Here is a 17,635-nt window from a genome sequence, read left to right as displayed (position 1 = left end):
TTATAAGTGTTTGGCAATGCTAAATATAAGTAGTTCAAATAGTTCTGTTTTTAGTGATGGCAAATCATAGGGATAATAGTTACAACCAAAAAGGCAGAAATAACTAATATGACAGCGTCTATTTATCCATCTCCAGTAGATAAGCTATTGACCTACGGTGATTGTAGTAAGATGCGAGATGTCCCCAACTATGTGCAGAAACTTGGTTTTAATGCAGACCATGTTCCTGACTTAATTCGCATGGCGACTGATGCGGAATTAAATAATGCAGACCAAGATAGTCTGGAAGTTTGGAGTCCACTCCATGCGATACGGGTACTGACTCAACTAAGTGCAGAAGCAGCGATTCAACCCCTGGTAAATCTATTTCACGAAGTCGATGACGATTGGACACCTAGTGAATTAGCTCAGTACTTTGCTACAGTTGGATCTGCGGCAATTCCTACACTAGAAGCATATCTGGGGGATTCTTCTCACGATGCTTACCAACTCGCTGCTGCGGCTACAGCCTTAACAAAAATTGCTGAGAAACATCCCGATTTACGTGACCAATGTGTGGCAGTGTTGACGCACAGGTTAGAAGACTTTGCCAATAATGACCCAGAATTTAACGCTTTTTTGATTGGTGAACTACTGGATTTAAAAGCTGTTGAGTCTGCATCAGTCATAGAACAAGCGTTTGCAGCTAATCGAGTACCACCTTTTATTGTCGGGAATTGGGGCGATGCACAAGTAGAATTGGGGCTGAAAACCCGTGAAGAAGTCCCCGAAACAAAGTTTAGGTTGGAAGACATCGTCAATTATTACAAGCAGGAACTTGGACAACCCCGTGGTTTTGCACCACTTGTAAGTAAAAAGCCAAAGAAGCAAAAGAAAAATAAAAAACGCAAGTAATAAACCAATTCAAAATTAGTCACCGCCTACGCAGTTCATAAGGGAACACCAACAAATAAAACCGATTTGAAAAAAGAATGCGACAAATAAACCATCTTGTAGAGACGCGATTAATCGCGTCTTCTTAACCCAATGATGTGTTGCCATCATTAATTAAATTGGTATAAATTATTCCAAATTGACGGTTAGTAGGGTGCGTCAGTATGAATAATTTCCCGGTACAGTTAGCTTTCCTCCCACTGACGCACCCTACACTTTGGACATTTTTTTATCTGGAAGTCCCTAACCCTACTTATGTTTGACGTTCTTGGTAAGCAAACAGCATCGATGTATACCCGTGACGGGATGAGGCTAGATGCAGATATCTATCGACCAGATGCAGACGGTGAATTTCCGGTATTATTAATGCGACAACCCTATGGTAGAGCGATCGCATCTACTGTTGTCTATGCTCATCCTACTTGGTATGCTGCCCACGGGTATATTGTCGTTATTCAAGATGTGCGGGGACGGGGAACTTCTCAAGGCGAATTTAAGTTATTTGCTAATGAAATTGCCGATGGTGAAGACACGGTAAACTGGGCTGCAAGTCTGCCTGGGAGTAATGGACAGGTGGGAATGTATGGGTTTTCCTATCAGGGAATGACTCAGTTATATGCCGCAATTGCCCAACCGCCAGCTTTAAAAACTATCTGCCCGTCGATGATTGGCTATGATTTATATACCGATTGGGCTTATGAAGGCGGCGCGTTTTGTTTGCAAACTAATCTGGCGTGGGCAATTCAATTAGCTACAGAAACGGCGCGGTTACGAGGAGATAAGGAAAAATATCAAGCCTTATTCACTGCATCCCGCAACCTACCTTTAAATAATCCCGAAATCCTCCAAAAACTTGCACCCGAATCTTTTTATCACGAATGGGTGACCCGTCCCCAAGCAGACCCATATTGGCAAGCACTCTCACCCAAAACCCATTTCCAAGGTGTAGACTTGCCCATGCTGCATATCGGCGGCTGGTTCGATACCTACCTACGCGGTACGCTGCATTTATATCAAGATATGGCAGCCCGTGCAACTACACCCCAACATTTATTAGTCGGGCCTTGGGCGCATATACCTTGGGGTCGCAAAGTGGGCGAAGTTGACTTTGGTGTTAATGCTGTCAGTCCTGTTGATGAAGTGCAGGTCAGATGGTTTGATTACTTTCTCAAAGGCATCGACACAGGATTGCTTGATGAATTACCTGTGAGTTTATTTGAGATGGGAAGTAATATGTGGACATATTTTCCCATAATACCTATATCAAACCAGAAAACTTACTTTTTGTCAACCACCGGACTAGCCAGCATCCGCGAAGACTCTGGAACCCTAATCCCCAGTCCCCATTACCCCTTATCCCCAGAGGGGACTTCCCCAATCCCCAATCCCCCAGATGTTCTCGTCCACGACCCTTGGCGACCAGTGCCATCAGTGGGTGGTCATGGAGCGATTCCGGCTGGTGTATTTGAGCGATCGCATATCGATTGCCGCTCAGATGTCCTCACATACACCAGCGCACCCTTGATTGCAGACTTACATTTATTAGGAGGTGCGATCGTAGAAATCGTTTGTAGTGCTGATCAACCCAGTTATGATTTGTGTGCAGTACTCTCACAAGTTTATCCCGATGGCAAAGTATACAACTTCACCCAAGGTTATTTACATTGCCCAGATGGAATGAATCACACCACCAGAAGAATTCAACTACAAACAACTTGTATCCGCATTCCTCAAGGTAATTCTTTACGTTTAAGTTTGAGTGCAGCCTGCTACCCAGCCTATGCAATGAACTCTGGTAATAGTCCAGTTTTGGATAGCGATAGTTTATTCCATGCCCAAATCATCACAATTAGCGTCACTTGCAGAGATAATAACAGTTCCCAAATCCTTTTACCAATAACACAAGAGTCAGAGTAATTCGTAATTCATACTTAGGAATTGACCAATTACCAATCACCAATTATTATTAACCTGCTGAATCGGAATTTCAATCCAAAATTCTGTACCTGAACCTAGTTGAGAATCACATTTAAAAACCCCACCATGCTTTTCTACTACAATTTTGTAACTAATAGACAAACCTAAACCTGTACCCTTACCGACTGGCTTTGTAGTAAAGAACGGATCGCATATTCTGAGTCTCAAATCTTCTGGTATGCCAGGGCCATTATCCACAATCCGAATGACTACACTTTGAATGCTGTCCCTGATTTGACCAAAGCTAGTAAAAATAATAATTTCGCCATGATGATTTTTTGATTGTGCCTCCTTATAATCTTCTAGAGCATCGATAGCATTACTCAAAACATTCATAAATACTTGATTCATCTGTCCGGCGTAGCATTCTACCAAGGGAATATCAGCGTATTTTTTGGTAAGTTTAATCCCCGCAGTTTCCGGCTTGGCTTTCAAGCGGTGTTGCAAAATTAACAAGGTACTATCAATACCCTCATGAATATTTACGGCTTTCATTTCTGCTTCATCAAGGCGAGAGAAAGTCCGTAAAGACATGACAATTTGGCGGATGCGCTCGACACCAATTTGCATAGAGGAGAGAGTTTTGGGTAAATCTTCAGTTAAAAACTCTAGATCGATTTCGTCTGCCTGTTCTAGAATTGCTGCACTAGGGTTGGGTAATTCTTGCTGATAAAGTTCCAGCATCGTGAGTAAATTCTGAGCATATTCACTTACATGGCTGAGATTTCCATAAATAAAGTTCACTGGATTATTAATTTCATGAGCTACACCTGCTACTAATTGACCCAATGAAGACATTTTTTCTGTTTGGATGAGTTGAGTTTGGGTTTGTTGTAAATGGTGCAGTGTTTGAGTTAACTTTTGAGCCTGTTGCTGGGTTTGATTGAGTAGTTCAGCTTGTTGTAGCGCCACTCCTAGTTGGGCAGCAATTTGAGTCAGGAAGTTCACTTCTGAAGGTTTCCACTGACGGGGGCCAGAATGTTGATAAGTTGCTAGTAAACCCCAGAGTTTCTGACCAACAAAGATAGGAGCCAAGACAAAAGCATAAATTTGAAATTGCTCTAGATTTTCAACGTGACATTGAGTAAACCCCACTTTATAAATGTCATCTACGGCAAATGTTTCATTGTAGCGATAGCGTCCTCCTTGTGTGTTTTGTAAGTAAGTGTCATTCCAGACAGTATTAATACTTATGTTTGATTCATTTGACCAGTGAAGGTTAGTGGCTTCAAAATCACCCACAAATTCGCCTCCCCATTCATCGTTAAAGCGATACACAGAAACCCGATCTGCTTTAATTAATTGACAAGCTTCTTTAGTAGTTATTTGAAAAATAGTGTTAGTATCTAGTGATTCACGAATCTTAGAAATTACACCAAACACTGCTTGTTGTTGTTCTGATGTATGGCGTAGTTCAAGAGTGCGTTTCTGCACTTGTTTTTCTAAGTTTTCGTTAAAGGCCTGTACTTGTTGGTATAATTCATACTGCTGAATAGCTGAGGCAAAGTGTTGACCGATTTCTTTAGCTAGTTCAATCTCTTCGCTTGTCCATTGTTGAGCTTGTGACTTTTTGGCATCACGCCATAAATTAAATGATACACGGGGGAACATTTGCCTCTGATCTTGATCAATGTGTCCGGCCCAGAGAGTTTCGGTATCTATCTCATTGCGGAAAATAGTTAAATAACCTAGTAACTGCTGACGATATTCTAGGGGAATGACTAAAATGCTGCGAATTTTAGTTGTTTGAAAAACGGCTTGCAAACTACGCAAGGTAGGATCTTGATAAATATCAGCGATCGCCCAGATATCATGATGAGATGTGTAATGTTCCTGCCAGACCCTATACTGTTCAATGAGTGGATAGATAGTTTGTTCTGGGGTGATAGGTTGTTGTCCACAGGTATAAAGTTGGACGCAGTTATTACCTGGAATTAAACACTCCGCTAAACTCCGAGAAGCAACGTGTTGTGACTCAACAGCTTGATTTCTTAAACACAGCCTACCGCCAACACCATCGAAAGCAGCAACTGCTGCTTCTAAAGTTGGCTGTAAGACAATCGTGGGTAATGAGTGCAGTAGGGTAATAATGCGGTTAATGATGGCTTCTTTTTGAGCTTTTTTTCTGGCTTGGGTGAGGAGATGACTTTGGGCGATCGCTACTGCAAGTTGATCTACAATCATCTGCATGGCTTCCAACTCATCCTCTGAAACCATCCGGTTTTCGGAATGATGAGATACCAACAGCCCCCACAGTTCATCTTGGTGAAAAATAGGCGCGACTACCGAAGATTTCACGCCCATCGCTGTTAAGTATTCCAAATGACAAGGGTCTACAGGACGGTAACAAATGTCTTCTGAAATTAATTCCCCCGTTTCTAAGTTATGCACAGGGCTTTGACCAATCATCCCCGTAGTAACATTAACTATGGAACGTACTTTAGACTTGACCAAAAGTTCCCTTGCTTGGGGTGGAATATCATCAGCCGGAAAATTCAACCCCAGCAATGAGGGTAGACGATTTTCATAAATTGACTCAGCAATAACCTGACCGCTTCCATCTGCATGGAATTTATACATCATAACTCGGTCAGTTCCCAATAAAGCGCGTACCTCTGCTGTTGTCGCTGTGATGATATCCTCCAACTCTAAAGATTGACGAATCCGAGCCGTAATACGACGTACTACACTTTCCTGATTGAGACTAACCTGAGAATTTGGTTTAGCGATCGGTGACATTGCTTTTCTTTAAATTAAGTTCAGGAAAATCACGATATTATTAACAAATATAAAAGTATTTTTAAATTTTAAATATTACATTGTCTACAGTAAGATTACGGTCAGAATCTAATTAATAAAATTACTTGTTCTTTATATAAATATTTATCCTCGGAAATTTACATAGTTTATTAAGACAAGGCAAAGAAAAAAGCAAACTTAAGCTGAATAACTATGTCTTAATCATTTACATACTAATTAGAATTTAAAATAGAAAAGACACGAAGTGAAGCGTGTCTTTTCTCAGGCATGATTCAGGTTGTCTTCGGGATTTTGGTTGCTTTTATCTCTCAACCAATTAAACTTTTGCGTTATCAGCAAAGCGGATTTTTAAATAATCATCCTCCATCTTTGCTCCTGATGGTTGCAACGCTGCCAAAGCTTGTGGTAGCACTAGATTGCGGCGATGATTACCAATGGTGATGTTTAATTCATCTCCAGTTTTACTGAGTTGAACTTGGTTTTTGGGAATCCCAGGTAAATACAATTCCAAACTGTATTGGTTATTTTCTTGCACCACTCTTACAGTCGTTTCTTTGTAATATACCTGAGTGGGATCTTCATCTTTATACAAGGTTTCTTTTAGGCGTTCTAAAGCCGCTAGTCCACACATTTCTTCGGAAAAAAGTGGCACTTCTTTCACTGGTAAAGGGTGGAAATTCTCATGGATTTCTTGACGATACTCTTCCTGATTTTGTTTCCAGCGTTGGAAAAATGGATCTTGCACTTGGGCAGGGATAATGCGATTAGCCACAACTAAATCTGTGGCAACATTATACAAGCTTAAATAAGCGTGAGCGCGTAAAGACTCTTTGATTACCATCTTCTCTGGGTTAGTAACAAGACGTACAGAAGTTTGCGTATTATCTGTTAGTACTTTTTCCAGAGCTTCAATTTGTTCATAAAACTCATAAGGCGCATCCATCACCTCTCTATCTGGTAAGGAAAACCCAGCAATTGGTTTAAAAATAGGTTCAACCAATGGACGCAGCGCAACTGAGATATTTTGGAATGGTTTGTAAAAACGCCGCATATACCAGCCGCCCACTTCTGGTAAGCTCAAGAGGCGCAATGCTGTACCGGTGGGCGCAGAGTCGATAATTAATACATCAAAATCACCTTCATCATAGTGGCGCTTCATTCTCACTAAGCCAAAAATCTCATCCATGCCTGGTAGGATGGCTAATTCTTCCGCTTGCACTCCATCTAAACCCCTAGCTTGCAAAACTTGGGTAATGTAGCGCTTCACTGCACCCCAGTTTCCTTCTAGTTCTTGCAGTGCATCTAGTTCTGCACCCCACAAGTTGGGACGGATTTGTTTTGGTGCGTGGCCTAGTTCCATGTCAAAACTGTCTGCTAATGAGTGAGCGGGGTCTGTACTCAAAACCAGTGTTCGATAGCCTAATTCTGCACACCGCAGCCCAGTTGCAGCAGCCACCGAGGTTTTACCTACGCCGCCTTTCCCTGTCATCAAAATTACTCGCATGGATGATTATGCCCTGCCTGAGAATTGTTTACATTTATTTACGTTATCTCTATTATCGATGGTTTGCAGGGAATAAGTGCAGTTTGAGTGGGTTTACTGTCAAGAAATCATTGGGTATTGATGGGTGATGGGTAATTTAGCTCACCCACAGGGGAGGCTGACTTTTCACGGAAAGTACCAAAACCCTACGGAAAATGTTCGCGTTCATCAAGGCTTGGTAGTGAGTAATGAGTAATAGGTATAAATTATTTATTGGAAGGGAAATCTTATACCAATTCTCTATGAAGTTGCGCCAAATAAATGATGTAGAGACTTTGTATGCAACGTCTCTACAGTACAGAATAAAGTGCATCTATGGCTACGCCAGGCAAGCTACATCAAGAAACAGTGTTACTGATTATTTACCTGAAAGAAGTGTTGTTTGATGACATCTAAAGGTGAACATTGCCAATAATCAATGTGAGAAACGATTAAACCCTCACAGTTAAGACCTAGTTCACTCCAACCGGAGATAGAAATACGTGGCTTCCAAGGTAGGGGAGTATTCCAACTCAGTGTCCATTCGGTTTTGATTTTGTCTTCTAAAGGTTGAATATCATGCAAATCCATTTTGATATTTAAAAACCAAGTTTGCATGAAATTAATCATTTGCTTATAACGTGTAATACCACGAAATTTATTTAGTGGGTCTTGAAAATAAACGTCTTCCGCATAAATGCTGTAAGTTTGATTCACGGGAAATCGCTGATAGTCCTGCTTAAGAATTTCAATAATTTTCATTCACCTATTACCAATTACCAATTATCTAGCTATTTACTTCATTCCACAGCCGTTGTAACTGACGCTTCCAAGCCGCTAAAACTTCTTCTCTTGATTCTACAGTTTGGTTAATTTCTCCTAACAATCCTTCTGCATAAAACCTTTCTAGGTTTTGCATTGTGGCTTCCAGAGATTGTCCTTGCTGTTTTGCTGCTTGCACAATTTGCCGGATGCGACTTTCAATCAGACGATTGAAGACATCATTTAAACCTGCTTCATATAAGGAAATAAGTCTAGCGATCGCACTACTCAAGTCATCTTGGGTCAAAGTACTGCTATTGTGTTGGTATACTGCCCAAATCACCCCATCATACAAGGCATAACGGACTTCTTGAGTATCATCAAAGTTGGCTTCCAAAAACTGTGCTAAGAATGCTTGAGCTTCTTGCAATGGCACAATTGGTAGTAAAACTCGCAACCAACTGTTATCTTCCGACAACAATACCAACAGTCTAAATGTAGATGTATCTACTTGCCACGATCCAGGTGCGATCGCTTGTACATCTGCTGTACTAAATAATTCTGCCAGAGTTTGGGCAATTACTTCAGGTGTCATCGTCTTTTTTTGAGCTTTAGCCTCTAGCGTACCGCTTTCGCGTACAAAGGCGCATCAGCTTATTGGTTGTACTGTTGTACTGCTTGCTGGACAACTTCTAGTGGTAAATCTAATAATTGAGCGATCGCTTCTACACTCAAACCAAACTGTACCATACGAGGTATCGTTTCTAATTTAGCTTCCTGTTTCCCTTCCTGTTTCCCTTCTTCTAAACCTTGTTGTTTTCCTTCTTCTAAAGCTTCTTGATAAACTCGGCTTTGTTTCAGTTCATTTAAACCCAACATAGCTTCTATCTCCTCGCGGCTTTTTTGCGGTAATTTGTAGACGATGATTGTCTCAATTAAGTTGATGAGGTCGCGTTTAGCGGTTACATCAGTTAGCTGCTGCTTTGCTTGTGCTATCAACTGTCTTGCTAATACTGGTGCAGTGTCTTCAGTTTCAATTACTAGCTTAACAACTCCAACGCCCAACGAAGTTTCTGCTACTTCTCCTAGCTCATCTAAGTAAATGCGTTTGACTCTGTTGAGTACAAGAATTTCATCAAAATGTATAGTCTGCTGTCTTTCGATGCCACGACTAGGATAAATTACCACCACTTGCCAAGGATAGGGAGGTTTGTATTGTTTTAAGTAGAGGAATAGTTCTGCAAACAAACGGTAGTAAAAATCATCATCTGGTTGAAACTGGACTTCAACTATATAAAATGGTTTGGTGGAGTCGTTAATTTTTGGTAAAAATAATCCATCCAGACGAAAAGCCAGTTGTTTAACTTCGCGCGAGGTAAATTCGTAGATACTTGCTTCTTGTGGAGACTGGTTAATCAGTTCAAAGAAGATGTTGGGAAATGCTTGAAATAGGCTGTAGAAGATGGTATCAGTTTTCACGATTCAAGACTTAATTTGAGTTCTTATAAATTAAAAATACTGAACCAATAGGGCCAGGATTTTCTACATAAATTTTCTTGTTGTAATATAATCCGGGTGACATCCCACCATCAAATAAAATTCCCTCTTGAATGTTCCCTAAACAGTTCTGGCGGGCAATACCTTCTAAAACATCATCAAACTTATCTGGTGTTAACTCTTGATTAGTTGAATTTACTTCAATATTAGAGTTAGCTTTGACATCATTTACTAATAAAATGACATAACCCTTACTGGTAATAGCTGCCATAGAACGATTTGTGGCTTGTTTGCAGGCAAATTCACCCAAATCTTGACAAATATCTTTAAATTTACCCTGACGATAAAATCTCCCGTTACCGCCTACTAAGTTGTAATTCAAGATATTAATGTTTCTCCTTCCCGCTTGGATTGTCGCTTTCCGTTCTTGTGGTTTACCGCCAGAAATGCCAAAAGAAGAACGTTTATTTTTAAAATCTCCTGAATACTCTACTCCACGAGAAATATTTAAACCTTGGGGTTTATTTTCAGGATCTATATAATCGGCGTTAATTGCTGCTATAGGTTTTTGTCCATTTAATATAGAGTTGCTATCAGAAATTAGTTCATTAAATTGTTTTGGGATATATTCTCGGCGAATTTTCCCCCTAGCATCTTTCGTATATAACTTATGAGATAAACCAAGGTTAACTTTAAAATCTAAGGCGGCTGATCTGGGATTGAAAATAATCACATGATTAATACCTTTAGCAAACTTTTCACCACGATTGTTAGTCTGAAAAAATTCCATACTAAATTGAGTATCTTCCCCAGGACAAACTTTTGCAGCTTTTGGTGCTGAACTAGCATCAATTTTTTTACAACCGGACAATAAGCTGACAGCACCCATAAATACAGATAAAGCAATGAGTTTTTTCAGATACATATAAAATAAAAATCCGCTACAGCACGACTATAGCGGTTAATAATTCAAAATTTCAATTGTGAGTAAACAGACTTTAAAGGCTTGATATCATCATCAATTTAAAATTATTCTGCCTTTTGCGTCCTACTTTATTAAGACAACCATTCCACAACAGCTTCTTCTTTAGTGTTGGTGTTACGAGATGGGGTTTCACGGTTAAACTTCATGTGAATTGAGCGTGTTTGCTCACCATCAGCTGCCACAGCCAAAATAGGATAGTCAATTAAGCCATCTTGGAAGGACATCTGGAAGCGGAATGTACCATCTGGATTCAGTTTGATAGGACGGCCACCAATTGTCACAGTAGCATCGGGTTCGGTTGCACCGTAAACAATCAACTCAGCATCAGCAATTAACCAGAACTGGCGAGGACGTACTGGGATAGCGGAGGCGGAGAAGCCGACACCGGACATTCCCACACCGGACATATTTAAGCCGGAGGCGGTGGGAACTGCCCACATACCTACACCAGAGGGGAAGATATAAGAACTGATAGCTTGTTCGGGACGTACGGAACCAGCAACGTGTTGCTGAGAACCGAACAGAGAACCTGCAACCCGTTGGGCTTCGGCTGATTCTGCCAAGCCAAAGATGTGGTCGTAGATGGGGTTGCTGCCATTTGCGCCAGCAGCCACAGTGGGGGCTTTCTTCGCTGGGGGAACCAATTCGTACAGTGTCTTACCGCGTAAGTCTTCTTCAAAGTTGACGCTGATGAACACATCTTCAATCCAGTCAGAAGGATAGACTGGGGGGATGTGGACACGGGCGGAACGAGCTAAGACTAACCAGCGACCATCTACTGCACGATAACCGATATCGAGTACATAATCGCGATCGCTCACGGGAATGGGTATGTACCATTCTCTTGCTAGTTCATCCGCAGGATATTCTTGGATGCTGTGGGGGCTTTGGTAATCTAGATCAACGTCGGTAACGTCGTAAATCCGCAGGGCTAGTTGTTGTCCCCCTTGGCGGCGCAACTCTTCTTTATGATCGTTAGGAATATCCCAGTAAGCATAAGCCCACTGAGGATCGCGTGGTAGAAGGACAATTCGGCTGTCACCGTAACCACCAGGTAGGTCTGCTAGTCCTTCATCAACATCAGCCAGAGAGCCACCAGTACGATCTTCTTGTCCTAATTCAAATTTCGCGGCTTCCACGGTTTCCTGTGCCTCCAGTGAACGAGATGGGTTAAGCAAAGCTTTATTTCGCTGGACTTCTTGAATTGCTGCCAGCAGTTGTGATTTACGCATTCGGCTGTAGCGAGAGATGCTGAATTCGCTGGCAACTTTCCGTAGTTGCCTTAATGTCATCTCTTCTAGCGGTGGGCGTTCTTTCGCCATGTGTTTGGCCTCCAGTAGTTTGAAAGGTAAATGATTTCCCCTGGTTATAGAATGCTTGATAAAAGATCATCCTTTCCAGATGAATTTCTTATTCCTGACTCCTGGTTTTGCTAAGTGTGTGTTTTTAGTCTTTTGTTAAAAGAGGGGACACTCCCTTTCAACTCCTTATTTGTGCCAAAATCAGCACTTTAGGATTGGAGGAGTCAATTTATTAAGTTTGTTAACTAAATATTAACTACTAACTCTTGTCCGGGATCAAGGGGTGTCAACAGGCTTTTTTACCTAATTTACGAACTTATTACCTCTGGGGGGATCGCATTGTCATGAAATTTTGATATTACTGTCGGCGATCCCCGATTTTATATCAAGATTTCATCACAATACGCTGAACTCACCCAAAAACTTGAATCCACAAGGGTAGGATCAGCAGTAATAGAAGAGTTGAGAGCATAATGCTGCTGGCGATTAAATCACGGTTGAGGTTGTATTCTTCTGCCAAAATAAGACCAGCAAAAGCAGAGGGCATTCCCGACATTAACACCATTGCTAAACGGCGATCGCCTGACAAACCCAAAAACACAGTTGTCACTAAACCTACCAGTAAGGGTGTAATCACAACCCTCAACACAGTGGGGATCAGTGCCAGTTGGAAACTTTGCCATCTTTGTAATTGAGCCAGGCGAATACCAGTCAAGAGAAAAGCGCAAGCAATGACAATGTCAACAGAACCTTGTAATCCCGCTTCCACAACGTCCGGTAGTTTTACCTGTTGGGTGAGAGTCCCGATGAGAAACGCCCATAAAGGCGGTACAGTCAGCAGATCCCACAGCTGCATCCACCAGCGATTATTAGACTTGGTATGGCTGAAGTAGCTGGCGATTAACACACCTATACCGTAGGGGCCGATAACATTGTGGGTAATACTGAAGAGAACAACCCAATTCAGACTATCAACGTGGATTAAAAATGGTGCGATCGCCAAACCCACAAAACCAGTATTTCCTAAAACAGCCGCCAGCAGAAAACTACCTTTAGTTGAAGAGTCCAGCCAAGGACGAGCAACCGACTCACTCAAGTCAGGCTTAAACAAATGAGGTGAGATTTGTTGCCATCCCCACCACACCAGCAACGCGGCCACTAAGCCCAGCAGTAATGCCAAAAAGGTAATTAATGATGCTAGTATGGGAGTACTCCCAGCACCACCAAGTTCATTCTGACTACCTTTACGAGCCAAGGCCACCAGTTCCAACGGTACCCCCACCCAGTAAAGACCACGACCTAAAAATTGCGGTAACCACGTAGGTAAAAATCTAAATATCAATAAACCCAAACCTATCCACAGAATCAGGGGTGTATAAGCCTGAAACAAAGTTTCTGTCATGAATCATCATAGGGATTAAGCAGTGTCATTAGTCTCAAGTACGCGTCTTGGGTCAATTCAAAATGCCAAAACCCAGATAAATCTGACTTTCTTCATTCCGAATTACCAATTGTCACTAGAGACAAACAACTTGAGTTTAGTTGATTTAGATATAAAAATTCATAGTTAATTTATTGCAGCTGACATCCTCTGAATCCGCCAAATATCATCTTGTCGAATCAATTCATAGCGCACTCGCAATCTTTCGTCAGAAGACTTCCCTTTTTGCCCATTCTCATAAAATTGGGTCAACTCTCTGACTGTAGCCCCTACGCTAGCACGATTGGGATCTATGTCAGATTTACTGATGGAGTCCACCTTGACACTATGACTGTACTCTCGGTGACGATTATCGGCTTTATCTTGCAAGGCAATTAATCGCCATTGAGATAGAGCTGAACCAGTTAAAATCTCGTTTAAACTCTCTATTTTATGTTCAGCCCCTAAAGCACTAGCTTTGGTAGCTAACCAATTTTCAATGATTTTCTTTGCCGTTTCTTCTGTAAGACTTTCCTCTGGGGATTGTATCTCCGCATTTTTGTCAGGAATCTCTAAAGGTGGTTGACTAAGCTGAATCGATAATTGCTCACCTTGTAAAGACGGTGCTGGGAAGAATACATTCTTTAACCAGCCAAAAGTAGTTGAGACTATCAGCCAGAACAATAATATCCCGCCTAAAGAACCCAAGACTATCCAAAGTAATCTTGTTTTCCGACCTAGAGTGCTAGGGGAAGGCTGGCGTTGCTGATGAATACTGTGTCCTCTGTTGACAACTTCCGGTGGCTTCTTGCGTCTTCTGCGTTTAGGAGTTTGCCGTGTAGGGGTCGATTGGGTATGACTACTTACCCCCGGCTGAACAGGTCTGCTGGCGCGTCCCACTGGGATCTCTGGTGGATAATTGTCAGTGTAAGCAGCTGTGGGCGATATATTTTCTCTAGCGGTTGTAAAATGTGAAGACTCTGGTCTTCTGTGGTTTGAGGTTTCTGGTAATTCGGGATCAGGAGTTCTGTTTTGATAAAATTGTCGGTTTACTTCTGATGGATGACTACGTTGCGGCATCTGTCTTGTAGACGCATCTCCTGGCCTGTTTGCTTTCCCTGGGGTACGTTTGGTGACTGGTGTGCCTCCAGAGTAAGAATTGGCGCTTGGTTGGGAAAAAGATTGGCGATTAATTACAGCCCATTCATTAGTGGTTTCCGCATCGTTGGGCAAGGCTTCTAAGTACGCTTGTACTTGTTGATTAGCAAAGTAATCTTTCAGGGAAGCTTGCTGTCTGGACAAATCGCGGAAATGGGGGAAAACTTCATTTTGCAGCCATTGTTCGGCATATAAGCACAAACCAGGCAGCAAATCTGGAGAATCTTGAGATTTTTCCCGAATTAAAGCTAAAGCTTCGTATTCTTGGCTCAGTTCTAAAACTCGTGTGGCTTCTTCAGTTTGCCCTAGTAATAGCGCACATAGTGACTGCTCTAAATGGACATCTTGCCGCTTAGACAAACGCATCAGCATTTGCTTGGCATGACGAATTAAAGCAGGTTGGCGTTGGGTGAATCCTCTGGCGATGGAAGCATAAACAGCTAAGTATGTAGCCACAGCCGAAGGGCGCTTGCTTTCGCCATCAAACAACTTGTGTTGTTCGGCTACTGTTAAGTGGTGGCGTAATTGCTGGATGAATCGGAGGAAATCATCAATGTTTAAGCCTGATTGATCATTGCCTGTACCATCAATGCCACCGCGATCGTCTAAGATGCTTTGTAATAAATCCAGCCCTTGGTGGCGTTCAATGGTTTTTTCTTGGGGTAAGGCAAGTAATTCTAAAATTCTATAAGGGCGCAATTTGTAAAGATCAGCCTGAATTTCTGCCTGGACGCTGGGGAAGATGCCTTCACTAAACAACACTTCTTGACCAGTTTCTAAAGACACAGCAGCGTTTTCATAGTGGCCTTGTTGCCATTGTTCCCGGCCTAGTTCTAATGATGCCAAAGCAACAGTCAGAAGAATATCTGGACGTTCAGAACCATCGAGAAATTCTTCAGGTGTGCGATGATTGCCATTTCTGGTGGACGCTGTGCCGTTTTGATTACCTAAGTAATTACGACCTAGCTTGAGTACGAGTTCATACTCTCCCAACTCTTGCAGGATTAATAAAGCACCAATTAATTCCTCGGAGGAAATTTCGATGCTCAGACTTTGGACATCGAAATGACCATTGTTGCTGTCCCCACGATTTTCCACGGCTACTTTGGTCGCAGTCGTGTTGTCTGGGTCGTAGGCGTGAGCAAGATACAACTGGTCGTAACTGCTGCGTTCCTTTGGATCTGATAAAACCACGTAAGCTTCTTCTATAAGTTGTTTACGGGAAGCAATAGCTGCTTGAGAATATTCCCGTCGTGGCAATTGGACAATGCGATCGCTGTATGCTTGTCGCAGTTGTTCATCACTTGCCGCTAACGGTAGCCCTAAAATTCGGTAGTAATCTAGCGGAATTCGCACAGCGTACTTCCCCTGCACCGTGATCAACATAATTCACCTAGACCATTCCAGGCTTGTAAAACCGTGCCATAATCGTACGGTGAATAATACCGTGGTGAACTTACACTATAAGTGTATATTGCAACAATTACTTTTGTATCTTCCCAAAAATTTGTGTCATATTTTATTCCTTGGCTAGGAAATGTTGATGTTTTGTCTTAATTCTTAGTATTTCTGCTGAAAATAACTGTTATCAATAATTAAATTACTGTAAAACCAACATAAGAATCATTGTTTTTGATGACTAATGTTGTGCTTACACATAGGTACAATTAATCCTGTATCAGACAATCTTCTGATTAAGGGGTTAAATATGCACCATTGTTAATGGTAGATGCGGATAACAGAAAGAACAAGATAATATCATAACTATATTTTTATGGCAACTACACAAATATAGGTATCCGATGTAATCACTATTGGCATAGCCTGGGCAGAAAAATTCCCTACATCTTAATTTCCCTTCTCCTCTGTCTTCTAACTACGGAAATCAGTATGGCTACACCACTTTACCCGAAGGAAAATCAAAACTGAATCCTCATATACATTGAGGAGTCGTCACTCTTAATTTCCTGGAAATTGTTCATCGGTATGCAGAAACCGAGCTATTCTGGGTGATAGTCTATGAACTGAAATAGGGATGAGTCAGACTGAGAAAAAGAATATTGTTGTTACAGTGAGATATTCCTAGATAAATGTCCCATAAACACAAAATTCCCCCATTTACTCTCTACTATTTCCCCTAACTCTTTGTGGTGTAGAAAATGTTGGTTGTTCACTCTAGTAAACCCTACTGGGGAAAATAAAATTGCTCAGAAAACAACCTATTTAAAATGGTAAATTTCGATTTTAGACAGGAATACTAAAAAATAATGGTTCAAGAACGCACAATACCTAAATTTAATACCGCCAACGCCAAAATCACCAAAGAAGAAGGATTGCTTTTATACGAAGACATGACTTTGGGGCGTTTTTTTGAAGACAAATGTGCCGAAATGTACTACAGAGGCAAAATGTTTGGTTTTGTCCACTTGTACAACGGACAAGAGGCAGTGTCTACTGGTGTCATTCAAGCAATGCGACCAGGGGAAGACTTTGTTAGCAGTACTTACCGCGACCACGTTCATGCTTTGAGCGCTGGAGTCCCTGCTAGAGAAGTCATGGCAGAGTTATTTGGCAAAGCCACAGGTTGCAGCAAAGGGCGCGGCGGTTCTATGCACATGTTTTCCGCCGAACATGGCTTATTAGGTGGTTATGCTTTCGTAGCGGAAGGAATTCCTGTAGCAGCTGGCGCAGCTTTTCAAAGTAAATACCGCCGGGAAGTATTGGGAGACCCCAACGCCGACCAAGTAACAGCTTGTTTCTTCGGTGATGGCGCTGCTAACAACGGGCAGTTCTTTGAAACTCTCAATATGGCTGCTCTGTGGAAACTGCCGATTATTTTCGTGGTAGAAAATAATAAGTGGGCTATTGGTATGGCTCACGACCGGGCAACTTCTGACCCAGAAATTTACAAAAAAGCCAGCGTCTTTAACATGGTTGGCGTAGAAGTAGATGGTATGGATGTGCTGGCGGTGCGTGCAGTCGCTCAAGAAGCTGTAGCCCGTGCGCGTGCGGGTGAAGGCCCAACTTTAATAGAAGCCCTAACCTACCGTTTCCGTGGTCACTCCTTGGCAGACCCAGACGAAATGCGTAGTAAAGCTGAGAAAGAATTTTGGTTTTCCCGTGACCCAATTAAGAAGCTAGCAGCTTATCTGATAGAGCAGAACTTGGCAGATGAGGCAGAACTCAAAGCCATCGAGCGCAAGATTCAGGACGTTATCGACGATGCGGTGAAGTTCGCAGAAAGTAGCCCTGAACCAGACCCCAGCGAATTATATCGCTTTGTCTTCGCAGAAGACGAATAAATTGAGGACTGGGGATTG

The 17,635-nt window shown here is 42.0% G+C and carries 12 protein-coding genes; 3 read left to right on the top strand and 9 right to left on the bottom strand.

From position 1 onward, the window contains the following. Positions 1–108: 108 nt before the first annotated feature. Both ACM5QX_RS11860 and ACM5QX_RS11855 read left to right on the top strand, forming a co-directional pair. Positions 109–894, top strand: coding sequence for a hypothetical protein (locus tag ACM5QX_RS11860; RefSeq protein WP_414753677.1), 786 nt, complete (start codon positions 109–111; stop codon positions 892–894). Between the two features lie 294 nt (positions 895–1,188). Further along, positions 1,189–2,850 carry a CocE/NonD family hydrolase gene (locus ACM5QX_RS11855; RefSeq protein ID WP_414753676.1) on the top strand — a complete coding sequence of 554 codons (1,662 nt, stop codon included), beginning with the start codon at positions 1,189–1,191 and terminating at the stop codon, positions 2,848–2,850. A 36-nt stretch (positions 2,851–2,886) separates the two neighbouring features. On the opposite strand, the gene ACM5QX_RS11850 is transcribed toward ACM5QX_RS11855, so the two are convergent. From ACM5QX_RS11850 to ACM5QX_RS11810, 9 genes are all read right to left on the bottom strand, one after another. Beyond that, entirely contained in the window at positions 2,887–5,649 is a 2,763-nt protein-coding gene (locus ACM5QX_RS11850; protein WP_414753675.1) for a GAF domain-containing protein, read from the bottom strand. Between the two features lie 337 nt (positions 5,650–5,986). Continuing rightward, on the bottom strand, positions 5,987–7,174 hold the full coding sequence (locus tag ACM5QX_RS11845) for a TRC40/GET3/ArsA family transport-energizing ATPase (RefSeq protein WP_011320948.1): 1,188 nt from the start codon (positions 7,172–7,174) through the stop codon (positions 5,987–5,989). Between the two features lie 390 nt (positions 7,175–7,564). Beyond that, positions 7,565–7,954 carry a DUF2358 domain-containing protein gene (locus tag ACM5QX_RS11840; protein ID WP_414753674.1) on the bottom strand — a complete coding sequence of 130 codons (390 nt, stop codon included), beginning with the start codon at positions 7,952–7,954 and terminating at the stop codon, positions 7,565–7,567. A 25-nt stretch (positions 7,955–7,979) separates the two neighbouring features. Then, entirely contained in the window at positions 7,980–8,549 is a 570-nt protein-coding gene (locus tag ACM5QX_RS11835; RefSeq protein ID WP_414753673.1) for a hypothetical protein, read from the bottom strand. Positions 8,550–8,608: 59 nt separating this feature from the next. Next, complete coding sequence (locus ACM5QX_RS11830) at positions 8,609–9,433, bottom strand: Rpn family recombination-promoting nuclease/putative transposase (protein WP_414753671.1); 825 nt, start codon at positions 9,431–9,433, stop codon at positions 8,609–8,611. Between the two features lie 10 nt (positions 9,434–9,443). After that, positions 9,444–10,376, bottom strand: a complete 933-nt coding sequence (locus tag ACM5QX_RS11825) for a phosphodiester glycosidase family protein (RefSeq protein WP_414753670.1) — start codon at positions 10,374–10,376, stop codon at positions 9,444–9,446. 131 nt (positions 10,377–10,507) lie between these two features. Continuing rightward, complete coding sequence (locus ACM5QX_RS11820; RefSeq protein ID WP_414753669.1) at positions 10,508–11,758, bottom strand: DUF4912 domain-containing protein; 1,251 nt, start codon at positions 11,756–11,758, stop codon at positions 10,508–10,510. A gap of 391 nt (positions 11,759–12,149) precedes the next feature. Beyond that, positions 12,150–13,139, bottom strand: coding sequence for an AEC family transporter (locus ACM5QX_RS11815; RefSeq protein ID WP_414753668.1), 990 nt, complete (start codon positions 13,137–13,139; stop codon positions 12,150–12,152). 165 nt (positions 13,140–13,304) lie between these two features. Then, entirely contained in the window at positions 13,305–15,701 is a 2,397-nt protein-coding gene (locus ACM5QX_RS11810; protein WP_414753667.1) for an IMS domain-containing protein, read from the bottom strand. Positions 15,702–16,582: 881 nt separating this feature from the next. On the opposite strand from ACM5QX_RS11810, the gene pdhA reads away from it, so the two are divergent. Continuing rightward, entirely contained in the window at positions 16,583–17,617 is a 1,035-nt protein-coding gene (gene pdhA / locus ACM5QX_RS11805) for a pyruvate dehydrogenase (acetyl-transferring) E1 component subunit alpha (protein WP_010996861.1), read from the top strand. The last annotated feature ends 18 nt before the right edge of the window (positions 17,618–17,635 follow it).

It is taken from the genome of Anabaena sp. CCY 9910 (genome assembly GCF_963920875.1).
In the GTDB taxonomy this organism is placed as follows: domain Bacteria; phylum Cyanobacteriota; class Cyanobacteriia; order Cyanobacteriales; family Nostocaceae; genus Trichormus; species Trichormus variabilis.
Note: the sequence above shows the minus strand (reverse complement) of the source record. Positions and strands in the feature narration are given on the sequence as shown.

Bases quoted from the DNA above. Each gene is read 5' to 3' on its own strand.
- ACM5QX_RS11860 (WP_414753677.1), top strand. From the start codon at position 109: ATGACAGCGTCTATTTATCCATCTCCAGTAGATAAGCTATTGACCTAC.
- ACM5QX_RS11855 (WP_414753676.1), top strand. From the start codon at position 1,189: ATGTTTGACGTTCTTGGTAAGCAAACAGCATCGATGTATACCCGTGAC.
- ACM5QX_RS11850 (WP_414753675.1), bottom strand. From the start codon at position 5,649: ATGTCACCGATCGCTAAACCAAATTCTCAGGTTAGTCTCAATCAGGAA.
- ACM5QX_RS11845 (WP_011320948.1), bottom strand. From the start codon at position 7,174: ATGCGAGTAATTTTGATGACAGGGAAAGGCGGCGTAGGTAAAACCTCG.
- ACM5QX_RS11840 (WP_414753674.1), bottom strand. From the start codon at position 7,954: ATGAAAATTATTGAAATTCTTAAGCAGGACTATCAGCGATTTCCCGTG.
- ACM5QX_RS11835 (WP_414753673.1), bottom strand. From the start codon at position 8,549: ATGACACCTGAAGTAATTGCCCAAACTCTGGCAGAATTATTTAGTACA.
- ACM5QX_RS11825 (WP_414753670.1), bottom strand. From the start codon at position 10,376: ATGTATCTGAAAAAACTCATTGCTTTATCTGTATTTATGGGTGCTGTC.
- ACM5QX_RS11820 (WP_414753669.1), bottom strand. From the start codon at position 11,758: ATGGCGAAAGAACGCCCACCGCTAGAAGAGATGACATTAAGGCAACTA.
- ACM5QX_RS11815 (WP_414753668.1), bottom strand. From the start codon at position 13,139: ATGACAGAAACTTTGTTTCAGGCTTATACACCCCTGATTCTGTGGATA.
- ACM5QX_RS11810 (WP_414753667.1), bottom strand. From the start codon at position 15,701: ATGTTGATCACGGTGCAGGGGAAGTACGCTGTGCGAATTCCGCTAGAT.
- pdhA (WP_010996861.1), top strand. From the start codon at position 16,583: ATGGTTCAAGAACGCACAATACCTAAATTTAATACCGCCAACGCCAAA.